This window comes from Desulfosalsimonas propionicica (genome assembly GCF_013761005.1).
Taxonomy (GTDB): Bacteria; Desulfobacterota; Desulfobacteria; order Desulfobacterales; family Desulfosalsimonadaceae; genus Desulfosalsimonas; species Desulfosalsimonas propionicica.
Genome location: NZ_JACDUS010000016.1, coordinates 25,349 through 44,931, shown reverse-complemented (window position 1 = coordinate 44,931; position 19,583 = coordinate 25,349). Strand labels below are relative to the sequence as shown.

General features: G+C 51.1%; 19 protein-coding genes. 14 read left to right on the top strand and 5 right to left on the bottom strand.

Annotated features, from left to right (window positions below):
* Positions 1–230: 230 nt before the first annotated feature.
* From HNR65_RS16950 to HNR65_RS16940, 3 genes are all read right to left on the bottom strand, one after another.
* Positions 231–587, bottom strand: coding sequence for a hypothetical protein (locus tag HNR65_RS16950; protein ID WP_181552716.1), 357 nt, complete (start codon positions 585–587; stop codon positions 231–233).
* A gap of 473 nt (positions 588–1,060) precedes the next feature.
* Positions 1,061–1,822: a protein-L-isoaspartate(D-aspartate) O-methyltransferase gene (locus HNR65_RS16945; protein ID WP_232364819.1), complete on the bottom strand. Its 762-nt coding sequence runs from the start codon at positions 1,820–1,822 to the stop codon at positions 1,061–1,063.
* Between the two features lie 41 nt (positions 1,823–1,863).
* Positions 1,864–2,307: an ApeP family dehydratase gene (locus HNR65_RS16940; RefSeq protein ID WP_181552715.1), complete on the bottom strand. Its 444-nt coding sequence runs from the start codon at positions 2,305–2,307 to the stop codon at positions 1,864–1,866.
* Positions 2,308–2,547: 240 nt separating this feature from the next.
* Here HNR65_RS16940 and HNR65_RS16935 point away from each other — a divergent pair, with 240 nt between their 5' ends.
* The 7 genes from HNR65_RS16935 to HNR65_RS16905 are packed head-to-tail and all read left to right on the top strand — an operon-like array spanning position 2,548 to position 8,651.
* Positions 2,548–2,976, top strand: a complete 429-nt coding sequence (locus HNR65_RS16935; protein WP_181552714.1) for a DarG family dialkylresorcinol biosynthesis protein — start codon at positions 2,548–2,550, stop codon at positions 2,974–2,976.
* A 41-nt stretch (positions 2,977–3,017) separates the two neighbouring features.
* Positions 3,018–4,019 (top strand): BtrH-related acyltransferase DarH, encoded by a 1,002-nt coding sequence (darH, locus tag HNR65_RS16930; protein WP_181552713.1) that lies wholly within the window; start codon positions 3,018–3,020, stop codon positions 4,017–4,019.
* A gap of 29 nt (positions 4,020–4,048) precedes the next feature.
* A complete protein-coding gene (locus tag HNR65_RS16925) occupies positions 4,049–4,768 on the top strand; it encodes an ABC transporter ATP-binding protein (RefSeq protein ID WP_220128432.1) in 720 nt (239 codons plus the stop codon).
* A complete protein-coding gene (locus HNR65_RS16920) occupies positions 4,765–6,048 on the top strand; it encodes an ABC transporter permease (protein WP_181552712.1) in 1,284 nt (427 codons plus the stop codon). The genes HNR65_RS16925 and HNR65_RS16920 overlap by 4 nt, the downstream gene beginning before the upstream one ends.
* A 25-nt stretch (positions 6,049–6,073) precedes the next feature.
* Positions 6,074–6,346, top strand: a complete 273-nt coding sequence (locus HNR65_RS16915) for a phosphopantetheine-binding protein (RefSeq protein WP_220128431.1) — start codon at positions 6,074–6,076, stop codon at positions 6,344–6,346.
* Positions 6,343–7,551 carry a beta-ketoacyl-[acyl-carrier-protein] synthase family protein gene (locus HNR65_RS16910; protein WP_181552711.1) on the top strand — a complete coding sequence of 403 codons (1,209 nt, stop codon included), beginning with the start codon at positions 6,343–6,345 and terminating at the stop codon, positions 7,549–7,551. Before HNR65_RS16915 ends, HNR65_RS16910 begins: the two co-directional genes overlap by 4 nt.
* A complete protein-coding gene (locus HNR65_RS16905) occupies positions 7,545–8,651 on the top strand; it encodes a beta-ketoacyl synthase chain length factor (protein ID WP_181552710.1) in 1,107 nt (368 codons plus the stop codon). Before HNR65_RS16910 ends, HNR65_RS16905 begins: the two co-directional genes overlap by 7 nt.
* A gap of 128 nt (positions 8,652–8,779) precedes the next feature.
* Here the strand turns inward: HNR65_RS16905 and HNR65_RS16900 are convergent, their stop codons facing one another.
* Positions 8,780–10,933 carry a monovalent cation:proton antiporter family protein gene (locus HNR65_RS16900; protein WP_181552709.1) on the bottom strand — a complete coding sequence of 718 codons (2,154 nt, stop codon included), beginning with the start codon at positions 10,931–10,933 and terminating at the stop codon, positions 8,780–8,782.
* Positions 10,934–11,455: 522 nt separating this feature from the next.
* Between HNR65_RS16900 and HNR65_RS16895 the strand changes: the two genes are divergently transcribed.
* Positions 11,456–11,611, top strand: a complete 156-nt coding sequence (locus tag HNR65_RS16895; RefSeq protein ID WP_181552708.1) for a hypothetical protein — start codon at positions 11,456–11,458, stop codon at positions 11,609–11,611.
* A 40-nt stretch (positions 11,612–11,651) separates the two neighbouring features.
* Here the strand turns inward: HNR65_RS16895 and HNR65_RS16890 are convergent, their stop codons facing one another.
* A complete protein-coding gene (locus HNR65_RS16890; protein ID WP_181552707.1) occupies positions 11,652–11,834 on the bottom strand; it encodes a hypothetical protein in 183 nt (60 codons plus the stop codon).
* Between the two features lie 125 nt (positions 11,835–11,959).
* Between HNR65_RS16890 and HNR65_RS16885 the strand changes: the two genes are divergently transcribed.
* The 6 genes from HNR65_RS16885 to HNR65_RS17875 all read left to right on the top strand — a co-directional run bounded on the left by HNR65_RS16885 (position 11,960) and on the right by HNR65_RS17875 (position 19,523).
* On the top strand, positions 11,960–13,972 hold the full coding sequence (locus HNR65_RS16885) for a PAS domain-containing hybrid sensor histidine kinase/response regulator (protein ID WP_181552706.1): 2,013 nt from the start codon (positions 11,960–11,962) through the stop codon (positions 13,970–13,972).
* Between the two features lie 324 nt (positions 13,973–14,296).
* Positions 14,297–15,463 carry a tyrosine-type recombinase/integrase gene (locus HNR65_RS16880; protein WP_181552705.1) on the top strand — a complete coding sequence of 389 codons (1,167 nt, stop codon included), beginning with the start codon at positions 14,297–14,299 and terminating at the stop codon, positions 15,461–15,463.
* Positions 15,441–16,118 (top strand): hypothetical protein, encoded by a 678-nt coding sequence (locus HNR65_RS16875; RefSeq protein ID WP_181552704.1) that lies wholly within the window; start codon positions 15,441–15,443, stop codon positions 16,116–16,118. The genes HNR65_RS16880 and HNR65_RS16875 overlap by 23 nt, the downstream gene beginning before the upstream one ends.
* Positions 16,119–16,206: 88 nt before the next feature.
* The gene (locus HNR65_RS16870) at positions 16,207–16,407 is read left to right on the top strand and encodes a helix-turn-helix transcriptional regulator (protein WP_181552703.1); all 201 of its coding nucleotides are present in this window, start codon (positions 16,207–16,209) and stop codon (positions 16,405–16,407) included.
* 3 nt (positions 16,408–16,410) lie between these two features.
* A complete protein-coding gene (locus tag HNR65_RS16865; protein WP_181552702.1) occupies positions 16,411–18,885 on the top strand; it encodes a DUF3987 domain-containing protein in 2,475 nt (824 codons plus the stop codon).
* On the top strand, positions 18,882–19,523 hold the full coding sequence (locus tag HNR65_RS17875) for a ParB N-terminal domain-containing protein (protein ID WP_220128430.1): 642 nt from the start codon (positions 18,882–18,884) through the stop codon (positions 19,521–19,523). Before HNR65_RS16865 ends, HNR65_RS17875 begins: the two co-directional genes overlap by 4 nt.
* Positions 19,524–19,583 lie beyond the last annotated feature (60 nt).

The following is a 19,583-nucleotide window of genomic DNA, read 5'->3' as shown; positions in this document are numbered from 1 at the left end:
CTGTGCGGTATTGATATTGAGGTTGCGAATTTGACAGACCATTTCGGTTCTAAAAATAATCGCGTCAGCAGCATCGTTTTCCAGAATGATCCACTGACGGGGCCCTTGGCCAGGCGAAATGTCTTTTTCAGCACTGCAGCATCACAGGGATTCACAAACGATGGATCAGAGCTGTTCTTGATGAAATTGAAAAGAATTTTCAGCAGGTTTTTACCGAGTTCCTTTTCTGATTATGGACCGCAGCTTTTCTTTGGAATCAATGTGCCGGTAAAACAGTTGGCCGCCGGGCCCAGAATGGCAGGATTTGATGCTACCGCCTTCCTTAGATGGTCCCGGACATAATAAGGCAAGGTTGAGTGAAAAAGAAAGCGCTTGAAATCGGATTCAACCTTGTGCCTGGATATTTCCCATGCCTCGGCAGCGCGCATGAACTGGTCGTATTCCGAAGTTTCAGTCATCCTGGCCAGAAAAAAAAGCATTTCCTGTTCAGTGGGCTTGCGCGTTGCATTTCTGCGTTTTTCCAGCACGTGAATGGCGATAAGAAAACCTGCCATTGCCGAGGCTGCGATTAAGAATTCAGCATTCATTGCAATCTATCTTTTTCGATTTTCAAGTTTTTAACCAATACCAATAGATAAAACAGGCGTTGTTTCGGAAGTATCAATGGCCAGGAGTCTGTGGCCGGGCGGCTTTGCGACATGTTACAAAGCAATTGGGTTTTGACATGCATCAGGTGTTTTAAATTGGCCGGTCCATGTTTTGCGTGGACACGAACAGAGCTGCGGCGTATGTGGCAAAACCCTGCGATAGCTCATTGCTTTTGCCAAAGGAAAACCTCCGCCTTTCAGGGCTGACAACCATGACCAGGTTAAAACACTGCATGAAAAGCAAGCAGACTCTATATCATAGCAATTGTATTATTTCATGTCCCACTTGAGATTCATTTCGTTTGGGCATCAAGAAAAAACCTTATAAAAATTTTCATCAAATCGATTTGTAAAATTTTAACCCCCTGAAAAATTGAACCGCTCTGCTTATTTCCGTATTTCAGTCCGGGCATTTAGTAGGTTCTGCCCTTTTCGTCCACCATGGGAACAAAACGAACCGGAAGAATTTGCTTTTCAATGAGTTGTCCCTTGTTTTTTTCAAAAAGTACAAGATTCTGATCATAGTTCTGGCCGACCGGAATCACCATGCGCCCGCCACCGGCAAGTTGCTCTTTTAAAGGTTCGGGCACCTTTTCCGGGGAGCAGGTAACCACTATGGCGTCAAAAGGCGCATGCTCGGGCCATCCCTTGAAGCCGTCGCCTGTTTTGACATAAACGTTTTCACAGCCTGTCTCTGACAAGGTTGTGCGTGCCGATTCAGCCAGGGACTCAATAATTTCTATGGTGTAGACCTGCTTAGCAAGTTCTGCGAGTATTGCCGCCTGGTAGCCGGAACCAGTGCCTATTTCCAGAATCCGGTCGTTTTTTTTCGGTTCGATGCTCCGGGTCATCAGGGCAACGATATAAGGCTGGGAAATGGTCTGATCTTCTCCGATGGGAAGGGGGCGGTCCTGGTAAGCATACTTTTTCAGCCTTTCAGGAACAAATCTGTGCCGCGGGACCTTTTCAAATGCGGCAAGGATTTCCGGGTTCTCAATTCCCCTCGCCCTGATTTGCTGCCGGATCATTTTCATCCGCTGCTGCCGGAAATTATCCTTGTTTTCTTTGCTGGAAGCCTTTGTATCGGCACCGAAAGCAGGAGAGCCGTCTGTAATAAAAAAAACAACCGCAAGAGCAGAAATCATCAAGGTCAGAATCGTTGCGGATTTTTTCATGTTCGTCTCACTCGGTTTGTGATCTCAATCGGCCGAACCTGTCAACAGGGACAACAAAATGGGTCCGCACCTAATACTCCAATTTCAACATGGCCCAGCGTCCGCGCCTTTGTTTGAACAGTGCCTTCCAGGACCGTATAATTATCAACGCCGTAGAGGGGTTTTACGATAGTGGTCAGGAGGGTATGAAAGGGGATGCGGCCTGCGTAAAAGTCCGCATTTTTAATTTCTGCCAGAAGCCCGCTGCCGGTGCCGCTGCCGCCCTCACAGGTAGCGGTTTTCCAGGAAAAAAGGGCAGCCGCAGTCTGTGCGACAATTTCGATTATGACCAGGGAATCGACGGATCCTTGCCGGAAAAGAGGCCATTTTTCTGAAACCACAGTTTGGGTGACAGCCTTTTCGAATGTGATATCAACGATTTCATCAATCAGCTGCATTCTGTCCCGGTGGGGAATCAGGGTTTTCACTGAGGGCGGGTATGCCATGGCAGTCCTCTGATGTCTTCAAAATGATTTCAGGCAGTAAAACAAAAAAGTCCAAACCGGTCAATGATAAATAAGAAGCCCTGATTGCCTCAGGCCGTTTATTGCCCTGCTGCGGGCGCTGCGTCCTTTGTTTGGCGCCAAATATCCCTTGACAGACAAGCTTGCCTGAATCTATTTTTATCGGAGTTATAGTAAAAGAATTGCCTGCCAAAGCTTTTATTCTTCGGACGGTGCATTGGGATGAAAAAAGATAAGGTGCCTCAGGACGACGATAATCTGATGGAAGGGCGGAGCAGAGAGCTCTGTTACGCTGTTGATGAAAACGGCCGTTATGTAAGCGTGTTAAGTTCCGGGTGGGAGCCAAAAAATACTGCATTGCTCCAGGCCTGGGAACAGATAGGTGAAGAAGCAAAAAAGGCCTTTGATTCGTTTAAGGCGGGCCGGGTGAGTCCGCTGGGCTTTTACATGGCCAGGGGGATGTTTGACGTCTCCCTTCTTTCCGCGTATACAAAAATTCCAAAGCGCAGGATCAGGTCTCACCTGGTACCGAAGAATTTCCGGCGCCTGGATGCGGAGACCCTCCGCAAGTATGCAGAAGTCCTGGACATTTCAGTGGATGAATTGGTGAAGGGGCCTGAAACGGCCAAAATTTTTCCTGGAGAAAAATAAAGCGGATCTCACCCAGGATTTGCCTCAAAGAAGGGCGACGCATGACAATTGAATTAAAACACAGCCAAACCGCTCATTGTGAGAACGGTGCCGCCATAAACCTTTTGCGATACCACGGCCTCGACATCAGCGAACCCATGGCTTTCGGAATCGGATCCGGCCTGTTTTTTACCTACCTGCCGTTTATCAAGATGATCAACATTCCTGTTACTTCTTTCAGGCCGTTGCCCGGAATGATTTTCAAGCGCCTTGCCAACACCCTGGGCGTGGAAATATTCCGGAAAAAATTCAGGGACCCGCAAGAGTCCATGAAAGCCCTTGACCATGCACTCGACCAGGGCATTCCGGTGGGTCTGCAGGTCGGGGCGTTTCACCTGACCTATTTCCCGAGACCCTACAGGTTTCACTTCAATGTTCATAATATTGTTGTTTACGGCCGGGAAAACGGACACTACCGGATCAGCGATTCGGTCATGGAGGAGCCGGTATCACTTACCTGCGAAGAATTGATGCGTGTGAGATGGTCCCGCGGCGCCTTCGAACCCCGGGGACGGATGTACTTTCCCGTAAAAATCCCCGACCGGATCGATCTGCCTTCTGCCGTGATCAAGGGAATCCGCCGTAACTGCCGGGAAATGCTTACTATTCCTTTCCCTTTTTTCGGGGTCAAGGGTATCCGTTATGTTTCCAGGAAGATAAGGAAATGGCCCAAGAAGCTCGGTGAAAAAAAAGCCGACCTTTACCTGGGAAATTTCATTCGTATGCAGGAGGAAATCGGGACCGGCGGAGCGGGTTTCCGTTTTGTTTACGCCGCTTTTCTTCAGGAGGCTTCTGATGTGCTTGACAAGCCGCGCCTTATGGAACTTTCCCACGAGATGACCGAAGACGGCGACAGATGGCGGGCCATGGCCACCATTGCCGGAAGAATCATCAAAAAACGAAACAGCGGGCATGAAACCTACGAGGCAGTTTCGGCCATTCTTTGGGAAATTGCGGACCGGGAACAACATATCTTTTCCGAGCTTAAAAAAGCCGTTTCATGACCAGCTCCCCGATAATACAGGTTTCCGGATTGCGCAAGGTTTATAAAGGGTCTTTGAAACCGGCTGTGGACCAGCTCAGTTTCGCTGTAGAGGAAGGTGAAATATTCGGGCTTTTAGGTCCCAACGGCGCGGGAAAATCCACGACCCTCATGATGCTTTGCGGTCTTTTAAAAAGCGATGCGGGCAGCATCCGGGTTTTCGGCCTTGATGCCGGGCGCAGCAGCAATGAAATCCGCCGCCGGATCGGCGTCGCACCGCAGGAGATCGCATTGTTTCCGGCCCTGACGGCCTGGGAAAACCTGGTCTATTTCTGCCGGATGTACGGAGTTAAAGGCGCTGCCATACGTCCTGCCGTAAGGGGTTTGCTTGAGGAATTCGGCCTTCTTGAAAAAGCTGATGTACGTGTGCTCCATTATTCCGGAGGCATGAAAAGAAGACTGAACCTGATTGCGGCGCTGCTGCATCGCCCGGGCCTGCTTATTCTCGACGAACCGACATCGGGCGTGGATGTGCAGTCACGCACCATGATTCTCGATTACATGAGGCGGCTTCGGGATAAGGGCGTTACCATCCTCTATTCATCCCATCTGCTGGGAGAAGCAGAGCAGATATGCTCGCAGCTTGCCATTATCGACGAGGGCCGCCTGATCGCCGGAGGAACACTGTCTCAGATGCTGGCCGAAAACAACGAGAGCGAAAGCCTTGAACAGTTATTTCTGAATCTGACGGGAAAGGGCATACGCGATTGAAGGTTCTGGCCACTATCTGGAAAGAATTTCTTCTCCTTGTCCGGGACCCGGGCAGTCTGGCCCTGATTCTTCTTATGCCGCTGATCCTGGTGATCGTCATGACCAGTATTCAATCCAACGCCTTTCGCGCGCTCCGGCAGACCCAAATCGACATTTTGATAGTCGACAAGGACCGTGATGCCTTAAGCGCGGCCATTGAGAGCTTGTTGCAGGATTCGCCCAACATCAACCTGATCCCAAAATCAGAAGGAAAGACTTTGACCCGGGACCAGGCAAGGCAGCTGGTGCAGCGGGGAAAATATCAGGCAGCGGTCATTGTTCCCGAAAACGCAACAGCTTCCCTGCAAAAAAAAATACAAAGCGCAGCTGATAACATTTTTTCCCGCCATGGTTCCGCTTCACAACCTGTGGACAAAAAAGATGACCCCCCGGTGAAGTTGGAGATCCTCTTTGAACCCACGATCAAGGCCGATTACAAGCAGACCGTGGCTGCGACACTGGAAAAACGGATCGCCGGTGTCCAGCTTGAGTGGTTTGTCCGGGCCATGCAGGCGCAGCTCGGCAGCACCGGAAAGCAACCGGAAAGTACAGCCGATTTTTCAGAGATGATACGGGTGGACCAGGCGATTGCTTCCAAAAAAAAGCGCCCGGAAATTGAGCTTAGCGCTGTTCAGCATAACGTGCCGGCCTGGTCCATGTTTGCCATGTTTTTTATCCTGTTTCCCCTGGCGGGAAATTTCATCAAGGAGCGTGAAGACGGCAGTATGCTCCGGCTTCGCCTGATATCCGGCTCCCATACGCCCGTGATTTCGGGAAAGTTTGTCTTTTATCTGTTTGTCTGCCTGGTGCAGCTGGCTTTAATGATCTGTGTCGGTCTTTACCTGATGCCCCTTATCGGTTTTGGCAAACTGGAGCTGGGAACAAACCCGTTGGGCATCGTTCTTACAGGTCTGGCGGTTGCAATGGCTGCCACGGGATATGGCCTGCTCATTGCCGTTTACTTTAAAATGCCCCAGCAGGCCCTTTCTTTCGGCGCCATTTCAGTGGTGATTCTGGCAGCCCTGGGCGGCGTCTGGGTGCCGGTATTCGCCATGCCCGATATTATGCAGCACATCAGTCCCTATTCCCCTCTGAACTGGGGGCTTGAAGCATTCAATGATCTTTTTCTGCGAAGTGCCGGAACATCTATGATACTTCCGGATTTGATAAAACTGACAGTATTTGCGCTTGCCGCGTTAACGGCAAGTATCCTGATTCACAGATTAAGAAATGTGGGTTGATACGCAATAAATAAACAGAAAGACAATGATGCACACGACTATTGAAGATCTGATCCCCCAGCTAAAATCACAGATACTGGAACGCCTGGATATTGATTACATGGATCCGGAGGAACTCGATGAAGAAATGCCCCTGTTTGGTGAAGTCACCGGCCTGGATTCCATTGACGCCCTGGAGCTGACCGTCATGCTGGAGCAACACTACGGCATCAAAATCACGGATTCGAAAGTGGCACGAAAGATCATGGTTAACGTCCGGACCCTCGCGGAATATGTTTACGAGAACGGTCAGATATGAATCGTCGCGTCTTTATAACCGGTTATGGTATTATTACCGCCATTGGCAGCAATGGCCCGGAGAATTTCGCCTCCCTGAGGAATGAAAGAAGCGGATACGGAAGACTTGATTTCCTCCAAACGGTTCATCGTGATGAGATTTACTGCTGTGAAATCAAATTGTCCGACGATGCGTTGTGCCGTTATGCAGGGGTTCCGACAAAAGCGGGTTTTTCCCGCACAACGCTTCTGGGCCTTATTGCGGCACGCGAAGCCATTGATTCCGCGGGGCTTACGGAAGCCGAAACGACCAGTGCGGGTCTTGTTTCGGCTACAACCGCCGGCGGAATCCGGGAGCTTGAAAGCTACTACTACGAGCTGCAGGACCCCGAAAGCACCGGAGACTTTCTTGCGTTTCTTGATACCGGAGATCCCGGGGAACACACGGAACGCATGGCCGATATCCTGAACATGAAAAGGTATCTCGCCACGGTCAGCACGGCCTGTGCGTCAGCTGCCAATTCCATTATTTTCGGTGCACGGCTGATCGCAAACGGGCTGGCCGATATTATGATCTGCGGGGGCAGCGAGGCTTTGAGCAAAGTCACCATCAACGGTTTCAACTCTCTTAAAATTCTGGACAGGGATTTGTGCAAGCCTTTTGATCACAATCGCAACGGCCTGAACCTGGGCGAGGGTGCCGGTTTCCTTGTTCTCGAAGCCGAAGAGCGGCTGGGGCATCCGGGGAAAAAGGCCATTGCCGAACTGTGCGGCTATGCCAGTTTAAATGATGCCTTTCATCAGACCGCTTCTTCCCCGGAGGGGACGGGAACACTTCAGGCGATGCGGAAAGCCCTGGCCATGGGCGGGATAGCCCCGGAAGATGTTGATTATATCAACGCTCACGGCACGGGCACAGAAAACAATGACCTGTCAGAAGGTCTGTCTGTCCGGGCGCTTTTCAAGGATCAAGTGCCGCCGTTTAGTTCCACAAAACCTTACACCGGGCACACCACCTCTGCGGCCGGCAGCGTGGAGGCGGCGTTTTGTCTTATGGGATTTGAGCATGATGCAATATTTCCCAATCTCAACTTCAGCCGGCCCATGGAAGAGCTTGGCATACGGCCGGTAACGGAATTGCGGCCGGGCGCAGGGCTCAGATATATTCTTTCAAACTCGCTTGGTTTCGGAGGGAGCACCACATCGCTGCTCTTTGCAAAATGCTGATCAACGGCAACGGCCCAAATATTTATATCAACGGTGCGGGCGTTATTTCGCCTCAGCAGACATACGACAACGAAGCATTTCTGCCGGAGGTCACCGAGTATGGCGGCAATGTACTGACCTGCATTCAGCCGAATTTCAAAGATTACATCAACCCTTTCCAGATGCGTCGGCTCAGCCGTATGCTGCGCATGGGACTTTCTGCCGCCACTATCTGTCTTCAAAACGCCCGGCTGGAAACACCGGATGCCATTATAACCGCCACGGGTTACGGTTTTCAGGAAGACATGGGAAAATTTTTACTCGAAATTCTGCAGCAGAATGAACAGCAACTCACCCCGACTTATTTTATGCAAAGCACCTATAATGCACTTTCCGGTCTCATCGCCCTGACGGTCAAGTGCATGGGGTATAACAACACTTATGCCGGCAGAGGCTTTGCCTTTGAAACAGCCGTACAAGACGCCATGCTGCTTGTCCGGGAAAAGGAAGCAGAAAATGTTTTGGTCGGTTCTTTTGACCAGGCCCATCACGTCCAGTACAGCGATTATGCCAGGCTGGGATATGTAAAAAAAGAAAAGACAAGCAATCTGAAACTCTTTGAAAGCCGTACACAAGGCACCCTCCAGGGCGAAGGAATGGCGTTTTTCACGGTTTCCGGTCAGGCGTTTCCCCACTCCTGGTGCCTGCTGCAAAGCCTCCACACTGTTTACCGACCCGCGGATTTTCCGTTTTTGTGTGAAGAATTAACCGATTTTCTGCAGGCCAACGGGATCGGGCCGGAAGATATCGATGTTTTTGTAAACGGGGCAAGCGGCGACATTGTCCGGGACAAATGGAGCATGGAACTCCGGAAAAAATTTTTCAGCCATGCCGCTGAAGTGCTTTTTAAACATTTAACAGGCGAATACGCCACGGCATCTTCTTTCGGCGTCTGGCTCGGGGCCAGGATATTGAAAACCCGCACCATCCCCGAGTCCGTCCTGGCCGATCCAGCCACGTCCGGTCGTCCGCTTCGGACAGTTCTTGTCTGCAACCATTTTCTGGACAGAAATTATTCCTTTTTTCTGCTTACGGGTCGAACCCCGTCTATATCAACCTAAAAAACCTTCCTTCCATTTGCCGCCCCGGAATCAAACCGATTCAGGAAAATGAATCCTGGCGCAATCCAGGCATATGCCGTGGCTCCATTCCGCCTGAGAATGTTTTGAAATAAGAGACATCCGAGCCGCTAAACAGGGGCCAGACTCTTGAGTTCTTTGATAGCGCTCGACCTGCCGATAACAATCAGACAATCCCCCCCCTGCAAGTGCTCCGCAGGGTTGATCGTTGTGATCTGATCCTGTCCTCTGCGAATGCCGACCAGGTTTGCGCCGAATTTTTGCCGGAAATGAAGCTCCGCCAAAGATTTGCCTGAAAGGTCCGAATTCTCCGACACCTGGATTTCGGCTATTTCAAATCGGTCTGTGTCTTCTGCATCTCTTTGCGCTTCAAGTTGATTGAGCATGGTTTCAGCCTCCTTCAAGCCCTCTGGATCTCCCATGAGGAGCAGCCGATCGGCCGGGAAAACACTGAAATCCGGCTTCGGCTCGTAAAAGGTGCGCCCTCCCCGACTGACCGCCAGGACAGATATGCCTGAAGCCGATAACGGAAGTTCTCGTATGGTTCGCCCGGCGGCCGAGGCATCCGAACGAATACGCAACTCGAGAAACGAGACAGGCCAATCTACGCTTTCCGGAAGAAAATCCATCGCATAAGTCAACGCATCGGCCGCTTGTTCCGTTGCATCCTGAAAAGGCCGAAATACCAAATTGGCGCCAGCTCTTTCAAACTCCGCAGCTTCCTGGCTGTTTGTCGCCGTCAAGGCCACCTTTCCCGTATAACCTTCTTGCTTGAGATTCTGGATAAGTGCCAAATTCATCTCTTCGGAACCAACGGTGCTGATAACCCATCGCGCCTTTTTCAATGGCAATTGTTCATGCATCTCCGGGTCCGCCATATCCCCGTAAAGAACAGGCACCCCTTTCTTGCGCCAGTTATCTAAACTGCCGGGGTCGAAGTCGATTCCCACGATAGATTTTTTTCGTCGCAGAAGGTTTTCCATCAGCCCGCTGCCATAGTTGCCCAATCCCACTAAAATGACGTCGACTGGTCTTGTTTCCGCAAAGGTGTCTATGTCCGTCTCCCGGTAAGGATTGCGCCTTTCAAAAATCTTCAATAGAGAGGATAGAATACGATAAAGGGGATAGGAATAGAGGATCATGTAGGTGGACAGGAATATGGTCACCACCCCCACGAGGGTGATCAATCCCATCGTTTCTTCGTTAATGTGGCCGATACTCAGTCCCAGTGCCGCTACGATAAGGGAAAACTCGCTGATTTGGGCCACCGTGAGACCGGCAAGAAAACCGGTGCGGCGACGATATCCCATGATTCCCATAATGGCCAGAACAATGAGCGGATTGCCGAGAAGAACAAAGAGGGAAAAAACAAGGGATGCACCCAATTGCGAGCCCACCATGGACCAATCCAATCGAGCGCCAAGATCGATGAAGAAAAACAAAAGGAGAAAATCCCGGAGGCCTGTGAGCCGTGCGCCAATCGCATCCCTGAAGGCAGTGGACGCCAGTGAGACACCGGCCAGAAATGCGCCGACCTCCTTACTGAATCCCAACAGATCACTTCCCGCTCCGAGAATAACCGCCCATGCGATTGCGAACAGCGTCAACAGTTCCAGGGAATGCGCGAGTCGCCGGGTCAGGTAAGGAGTGACATATTTCATCAGCAGGGCAACCGCACCCAGCAGTCCCACACCTTTTGCGCCAATCGTCAGAAACGAGACATAACCCGGACTCTCCCCGCCAACAGATGCCCCCAATGTCGTCAAGACGACCAGAGCCAAAATGGCGGCGATATCCTGAACAATTAGAAAGCCAATAGCAATCTGGCCATGGAGAGAGTCGATTTCTTTTTTGTCCGACAGGAGCTTTACGATAATGATCGTGCTTGAAAAAGTAAGCGCAACCGAAACATAAGCCGCACTCAGATAAGACAGGCCCATGGCAATGGCAATGATAAACCCGATAAAAGACGTAAACACGATCTGTCCGAGGCCGGTCGCCAGGGCGACGGGACCTGTGGTACGGATCAGATTCAGATCGAGTTTCAGCCCGACAATAAATAACAGAAGGGCTATGCCGATATGGGCCAGAAGCTCAATTTGCTCATAACTATGTATAATGCCCAGAACCGAGGGACCAGCCAGAATGCCAGTTGCCAGAAACATGATGATCAACGGCTGCCGCAATTTTTGCCCGATGATTCCGGTAAGCGTTGCAATGCCCAAAATAGCGGCTATTTCCACAAATTCATTTCCAGCAATCATTTTCTACAACTCCTTGGTCTTCACATAACGCCTACTTGATATGCGAACGGGGGGCGGCAACACAACACGCACTCCTTTCAAAGCGGCAATTGGAAAACGGGTTCATCCAATTGATATAAGCGCATCTTCACAGATCGTGTCCAGAATTTTTAGCGTTTTATCCGTAATACATAATATATCCGGTTTATATCGTCAGTCAAAAAGTGGCTTATGAGCCGGGCGGAGGTTAAGCGAATATGTTTTATTGATCCTTCACCGGGCCGGAATCCATAGATGCGGAATAATCAGACGCGCATATGCCCATAGTGCAAAAACTGATCAATTGCCGCCCACTCCATAGAGCCAGCCGACAATGATGGCCCCTGCACCTATAAGCACAACAGAATCTTTATGGCCGCATGAGCTCACTACCAGGAGCCGGCGCAATTTGAGCATCCAATACAAGAAATTTGTTAAAAATCCGTACTGGCCCTGTATACCCGGCTATAAAACACCGGCTGATAAAACACAAAGGAGCAATCTATGAAGGTTCTGGTGACCGGGGGGACGGGGTTTACGACCAATCGGGGCTGGGATCTCCAGCGTGCCAGAAATGAGCTTGGATTCAGGCCACGGGTCAGCCTCAGCCAAGGCCTTGTTCAGACCATGAAGTGGTACCAGGGCCGGGGGCTTTTATAAGGCCTGCCAAAAGTTCGAATCCAACCCGCCCTGTTTTCAATCATGTACTGCCATTTACATCAACCCCGAGTTGTGTCCTTTCCAGCCTGAAGCCAAGCAGCCCATCCCTGCCCGTGGTCATTGTTTTCAAAATTTTGGAAAAAACGAAAAAAAACAGGCAGGCTTTGTCTTCAGCGAAAACACCTACATTTTTTAATAAGCGTTCGATTTTATATGCATTCATCTTTATCCAAGAATAGGTGTATAAAAAAAGATAACATTGGGGTTGTAAAACTATGAAATTTTGTAGTAACTCTTTTTTGCATACATATCCTTGTTTTGATTTTACCCTTTCTGTCGGAGCATATGATGGATTCAAGCCCTGATTGCAAAAATTCCCAGCAGCAAATCCAGCGCCTGCAGGAGGAAAACAATGCCCTCAAAAAACAGGTAAAAAATCTCAAAGATCAGCGGGACACCTATCGCCAGCTCATCGAAAACCTCAATGAAGTCCTGTATCTCACTGATTTCGATGCCACAGTGACCTACATCACACCCAATGTGGAAAAAATCAGTGGCTACAGGCCTGATGAAATCATCGGCCGCTGCTATATCGACTTTGTCTGTCCCGAAGACCTGCCCAACCGGCTTGACTTTTTTGAAAAAGTCGCCTCAGGCAAGGGGGTGGCAACGGAATACCGCTACCTGACCAAAGACGGCGGGTATGTGTGGGTGATGTCCAACGCCCGGGGCATTTTCCAAAACGGAGAAATCACCGGCATTCAGGGAATGCTGGTGGATATTACCGAACGAAAAAATATGGAGCAGGCCCTTCAGGAAAGCGAACAAAGATACCGAAACATCCTTGAAAGCATCGAGGATGGATTTTATGAAATTGACATGGACCATAAGATCCTGTTCTGCAACCAGGCCCTTTGCAGGATACTTGGCTGTTCCAGGGAGGAATTGATTGGAATGCCGGCCAAAAATTTCATGGATCAAAAAAACAGGAAAAAAATCTCCCGGGCCGTGATGTCTGTGAACAAAACCGGCGAACCCTGGCGATTTATCGATTGGGAATTGATCGGAAAAGACGGCTCGATCCGCCATATCGAAAGCTCTCTTACCCTTGTAAAAGATGACCAGGCAAGCCCTTTGAAATACAGGGGCATCGCCCGGGATGTGACCGAACGCAAAATCGCCGAGAAAGAAAAACAACGCCTTCAGGCCCGGCTTCGCCACGCCCATCAGATGGAAGCCATCGGCACCCTGGCCGGCGGCATTGCCCATGATTTTAACAACATCCTTTCATCGGTTATCGGGTATGCCGAGCTTACGAAGGATCATTTGGAAAAAGACTCGCTGCCTCATCAGAACCTGGCCAGGATAAACGAGGCCGGCCTGCGGGCCAAAGACCTGATTCGACAGATCCTCACCCTTGCCCGGCCGATAGAAGAAGACGCCCGCCCTGTTTCTGTCGTCTCTATGATCAAAGAGGCCCTGAAAATGCTTCGCTCCACCCTGCCCTCGTCCATTGACCTGGTGGAAAACATTTCCGATAATAACCTGATGATCAATGCAGATCCCACCCAGCTTCACCAGATAATCATCAACCTGGCCACCAACGCCAAGCATGCCATGGAAAATGGCGTGGGGACAATGACAGTAACGATTGAAGCCACCCGCTTTGACAATAGCATCCAAAACAGAAACCCCGGTCTGAGACCGGGGGACTATGCTCATATCGCAGTAAGCGATACCGGTGCCGGCATACCCGAAAAACACATCAACCGCATATTCGAGCCCTATTTCACCACCCGGGAAAAAGGACTGGGAACGGGCCTGGGTCTGTCCATTGTCCACGGAATCGTCAAAAGCCACAACGGATACATCGAGGCTGAAAGCCGGGTGGGCAAAGGATCAACCTTTCATGTATACTTTCCGCTTATCCGGGGAAAGAAACCACAACCCGGGAATTTAAATAAAACAGCCCTCCCGCGGGGTTCGGAATGCATCCTCCTGGTTGACGACGAACTGCCCATTGTTGAAATGGAACAGCAAAGCCTGGCGAGTCTGGGCTATACGATCATTGCCCGCACCAGCAGCATGGAGGCGCTGCAGGCGTTTAAGGCACAACCCGGAAAAATCGACCTGGTGATAACGGATATGACCATGCCGACCATGACCGGCGACATGCTGGCAAGGGAGTTCAAAAAACTGCGGCCTGAAATGCCCATTATTTTGTGTACCGGGTTTAGCGAACACATTGAGAAAAAAAACGGCAATCCGGAAATTGACGCATTTTTGCTAAAGCCGGTGCTCAGGGACAAAATGGCCGGGACAGTTCGAAAGGTGCTGGATGGGGCCGGAAACGAATCCTGAGCATTTCAGATTTTTAAAGCCAAAATGGACTTAAAGCTTTTAAAATAATAGGGAAACAGAAATTCTGATGGCACCGTAAAAAGTCTGATTTCAGATGCCTGAGTTGCTGGCGCGCCCGGCAGGATTCGAACCTGCGGCCTACGGATTCGAAGTCCGTGAAATTCTGCTTTCTGCCATTTTCTATTTTTTCCTGCCTAATACTTTAAATCCCTGAATATCAAGAAATTAGAGCTTGACCCGGCTTTTACCCTTTGCTATCCATTACCCATGTTTTTGATTCTGGGGGGTGGAAATAAGGGTGGAAAAATTTTGAAGGGGGCAAGCATGGCTGACACAAAAAGAAAAAAAACAGACCGCACCGGCGTTTATTTTCGTGACGTCACCCGACCGGGTGGCAAGGGCATTGAAAAAATGTATTACGTCACTTTCAAGCGGGGTGACAAAAAGCTGGAAGAAAAGGTGGGTGGTCAGTATCGCGACAATATGACCCCTGCCAAGGCCGCCCGCATCCGAACTGATTTGATCGAGGGCCGCCGGTTGACCCGGAAGGAAGAAAAGGCAAAGAAGGAAGCACAGAAAAAGGCCGAAGCGGGCAAGCCTACCATGCAGCGGTTGTGGCAGGAATTTGAAAAGGCAAAGGCAGACAACAAAAGCATCCGGGATGATCGTTACCGCTGGCAAAGCCATTTAAAGCCGGTGTTTGCAGATAAAACCCCTGGTGAACTCGTTACCCTGGATATTGACCGGCTGCGGCGAAATCTTCTGAAAAAAAAGAATCTGGCACCGGCCACCGCAAAACAGGTGCTTGTCTTGCTAAAGCGCATTATCAACCACGGGGTGAAGCGTGGCCTATGCCCTGCCCTTGATCCCGGGCGCCTTCATATTGAAATGCCGAAGGTGAACAACGAAACCACGGAAGATTTAAGCCCTGACCAGTTAAAAAAACTTATGAAGGCAATCGAAAAGGCCGAGGACTGGCGGGGTGCCGGGATTTTAAAATTGGCGTTATACTCCGGCATGAGGCGCGGCGAACTTCTGGCGTTACAATGGCAGCACGTTGACCTTGACCGGGGGTTTATCCGTATCGTTGACCCCAAGGGTGGCCGGGATGAATCCATCCCTATCAATCAATCAGCAATCGAAACCTTGAAGAACCTGCCACGGACAAAAAGCCCATACGTTTTTCCAGGCCGGGGTGGGCGCAAAGCATCCGATTTGAAAAAGCCCATACAGGCTATTAAGGAAGCCGCAGGGCTGCCGAAAAACTTCAGGCCATGCCACGGGCTGCGGCACGTCTTTGCATCGACCCTGGCCAGCAGCGGCAAGGTGGATATGTATGTTTTGCAAAAATTGTTGACCCACAAAGACCCGAAAATGACAGCGCGCTATGCTCATTTAAGAGATTCGGCGCTCCGGGATGCCTCCGGGGTTATGGACAACGCTTTCACCAATACTGATGAGGCCGAAAATGAAGAAGCAAACCGAGGGTAAGCGATTCACGAGAATTGAACGGCAAGAGCTTTCTATGGATGACCTGGCCGGGGTGCCTTTCCCGGCAGCCTTGAAAAAGATTGATGAGGCCCGGCAGGTGGCCGAAACCATCCTGGATGCCCGTGGTTTGCCGATCGAGCCGAAAACATCATGGAAGCGCGCGGACGGGGTGGAGATGCACGGCTTTTTAGATGGGCATATTGCGGAGCTTTACCCAAAAGACAGCCCGGAGTGGTACGCTGCAAAAATCATTGTTGCCTGCCACCGGCTGCAAAAAGCCACCGGGAACCAGGTCGCGGAACTTGCTTTCCAGGTTGGGCAGTTGACGGCGTACGCGCGCGTTTATCAAATGACTACCCAGACCGATGCAAAGGGTGGCAGCAGAAACAAGCGCCAAGCCTGGGCCGATGCCCTGGCAAAAGAGCTGTGTCATTTAAGCAATGAAGAAATTGCATGGGAACTTGAAGATAACGAGGATGTTCAGATTGAAGCCGAAGGAATCCGTTATGACATTTTAATGGAAGAGGACCCGGAAAACCTGACCAAAGATATTATAAAAGCTGTGCCCTTAACTTCTAAGCGCGCCCCTCGAGAAATACGCCTTAGCTCTTTTATGCGGCGCTATATCCAGCCTGCCAGAAAAGTTTCAAAATAATTTCATTTTTTCCCGGACGCCAAGCGGCTTAGTGTCCGGGACGCTTATTAGAGTGCATTCAAAACCTTAAACAAAAGGAGAATGCACCATGAGCAGACCGGAACGAATCATTGTTTCTGAACGTGAAGCCGCCCATATGCTGGGGCTATCCGTCAAAACCCTCCAAGCAAGACGCCACCGTCACCTACCGCCGAACTATTACAAGATGGGCCGAAGTATCCGCTACAAGGTGGCCGACCTGCTTGCCTGGATCGAAGAAGGCAAGGTTGAAACAGAGGCAAGGGGGTGATTCATGCTTGAAAAAGAAGAAGCCCGGCGCGGGGCGGCGACCGGGCAAGGACAAGAAAAAAGCTACAACCATAATAGGCAAGCGCGGTTTACAAGTCAAGATATTATCAAGGCCATTGAGCGCTACCACAGCCAAAAAATCAGCACGTTTCCGTTATCAAAAGATAAGACCCCTCTGGTTGAAGGATGGCCGGACCGCGATTTTTTACTTGAAGAACACGACAGGCAGGGCGTGGCCGGAATCGGAACCTGCCCCGGACGCTGGCCGGTGCCCGTGATGGTATTTGACATTGACGGGCCACAGGGGCGCGAATCCTGGCAGCGATGCCTTGAACAATACGGACCCCTGCCACCCACCTTTAGCGTAACCACAGGGCGCGATGGCGGCGGCGAACACTTCTATTATAGGACACCGCCGGGCCTTTTTGTCAAAAGCAATGCCTCAAAATTTGCCCCTAAAATTGATTTACGCGGCACCAGAGGACAGGCGGTCTTACCACCCACAACCCACCGGAGCGGGAAGCGGTACGCATGGCGCTTTGACGGGCAAACCTGCGAGTGGATAGACCCCGAAAAGATCCCGATGCTACCTGCCCCCTGGTTGCAGGCCCTTATTGATACCGGCAGCGCATATTATCCGGGCCAGCAACAAGACCGCAGCAGCGAGCGCAGAGAGTTTGCCGGGCATAGCACCGCATATGCCTTAAAAGCCCTGGAGGGCGAAATCGCAAAGGTTCAGCAGGCGGAAAAAGACACCCGGAATAATTCTTTAAATGATGCGGCTTTCAGGCTGGGCACCCTGGTTGCAGGCGGGGAACTTTCCCGGAACCTGGTTGAACAATCATTGCTTAACGCGGCGCTTGATGCAGGGCTGCCGGAACGGGAAGCGAAAAAAACCATTGAAAGCGGATTGAAAAGCGGGGAACGTAAACCCCGGCAGGCACCCCGGAAGGATAGCGGCGGCGAACGTTCACAGAGCAGCACTGCGGAACCAGACGCGGACCCGGAACCCCTGCCGGATGAACTGCTACCCGTGGCACCGTTTGATTTTGCCTTATTGCCGAATTCATTGCGCCCGTGGGCGGAAGATATTTGCGAGCGGATGCAATGCCCGCCGGATTTTATCGCAGCCGGGATAATGGCAGCACTGGCCGGTTTGATAGGCCGAAAGGTGGCAGTCAGGCCGCAGGCCCGGACGGATTGGACCGTGGTTTGCAACCTATGGGCGTTGGTAGTGGGCAGGCCCGGTGTTTTAAAGTCACCGGCGCTTGAACAGGCCCTTGCACCAGTAAAGCGGCTTGCAGCAATGGCAGCCGAACGGCACGAGCAGGCCGAAGCCGAATACCAGGCCGAAGCAATGGCCGCAAAGCTGAAAAAGGAAGCAGCCGAAAAGCAGGCCCGGAAGGCCCTGGAGAAAAACCCGGACGCGGACCTTTCTGCACTTTTTGCAGTAGGGGAACCTGCCGTTCCACAGCTAAAAAGATATATTGCCAACGACACAAGCCCGGCAAGTTTAGGCGAATTGTTACGGCAGAACCCCAACGGGCTGCTTGTTTTCCGTGATGAAATTGTAAGCCTGCTTAAAAGTTTGGATCGCGAAGGACAAGAGGAAGGGCGCGGCTTTTACTTGACCGCGTGGAACGGAGACAGCCCTTATACCTTTGACCGGATCGGACGCGGGTTAAACCTTCATATCCCGGCGGTTTGCTTGTCAGTATTAGGCGGAACGCAGCCGGGGCGCTTGTCTGAATATATCCGGCAGGCTGTTAAGGGCGGCGCGGCGGATGATGGATTGATTCAGCGGTTTGGCTTACTTGTCTGGCCGGACACCGGCGGCAAGTGGCAGGACGTGGACAGGTGGCCGGACACGGACGCGAAAAATCAGGCTTTTAAAGTGTTTGATCGCCTGGACAGGCTGAACCCCCTGAAGATAGGCGCAGAGCAGGACACAGACCAGGACGGTGCACCCGATGGGCCGCCTTACCTGCGGTTTGAACCGGCGGCGCTTGAGCTATTCCAGGAATGGCGGGCCACCCTGGAAAACCGATTGCGCGGAGAACTGCACCCGGCGCTTGAAAGTCATTTTGCAAAATACCGCAAGCTGATTCCTTCCATTGCTTTAATAAACCACCTTGCAGACAACGGCACCGGGCCAGTATCAGAACAAGCCACCCTGCAAGCCCTGGCGTGGGGCGAATATTTAGAAACCCATGCACAGAGGGCTTATGGTTCAGTATCGCAGCCGGAAATAACGGTTGCCACGGCTATACTGGGCCGCATTAAAAAAGGCGATTTAAAAACCCCGTTTACCAAGTGGGAGGTTTGGCGGCCTGGGTGGGCAAAGCTCACTGATAAGGATCAAGTCAAAGAGGCCCTTACTTTGCTTGAAGCATACGGCTGGATCTTTCGGGAAAGGATCGAGGCCACCGGGGGCAGGCCGAAAACCGTTTACCATGTCAATGAAAGGGCGAAGCTATGACCTACCTTGAAAAATTGAAATCGAAAATAAGCCCACCAGGGGAACTGCAAAAACCGCAAAAAGGTTTTGAACCGGAAAATACGCCTACTGCCCCTACTGCAAAAACTGCAAAAACCCCTTTTTACACTTTTTGCAGTACACGGGGGAGGCGTTTTTCTGGCAATCAAGATCCGGCACAAAACAAAGGCGGAACCTTTATTGTGGTTGATGACCTGGACCCCCATGCTGTTACCGGCATTGTGCCGGAAATGGATGCAGAAACCTTTGCAGGATTCAAGGCGGATATTCAGGCTAAGGGTTTACTTGAGCCAGTTGTTTTATTCCAGGGGGAGATTCTGGACGGACGGGCGCGTTATCGGGCTTGTAAGGAGCTGGGCCGCCCCGTGGTTGCCCGCAAGTGGGAAGGTGGTATGGACCCCGTGGACTTTATCCGGGCTGTAAATCTTTTGAGAAGCCACAACGTGCAGGGGCAAGGCACCGGGTTAAAAATTGAACCTCTGACCACCTGCCTCCACGGGAAGCCCTGCCCGCACTTGGACGCACCCGGCGGCGACAAACGCCCGGCGTGCCTGGAGGCGATGGACTTTATTTTCGATATGGGCGCCTGCCCTCTGAACAAATGGAAGCAACCTTATTGAAAAACCCCTTGCACACCACTACATATTGTGGTATAAAATGTATTAAATACAATATATAGA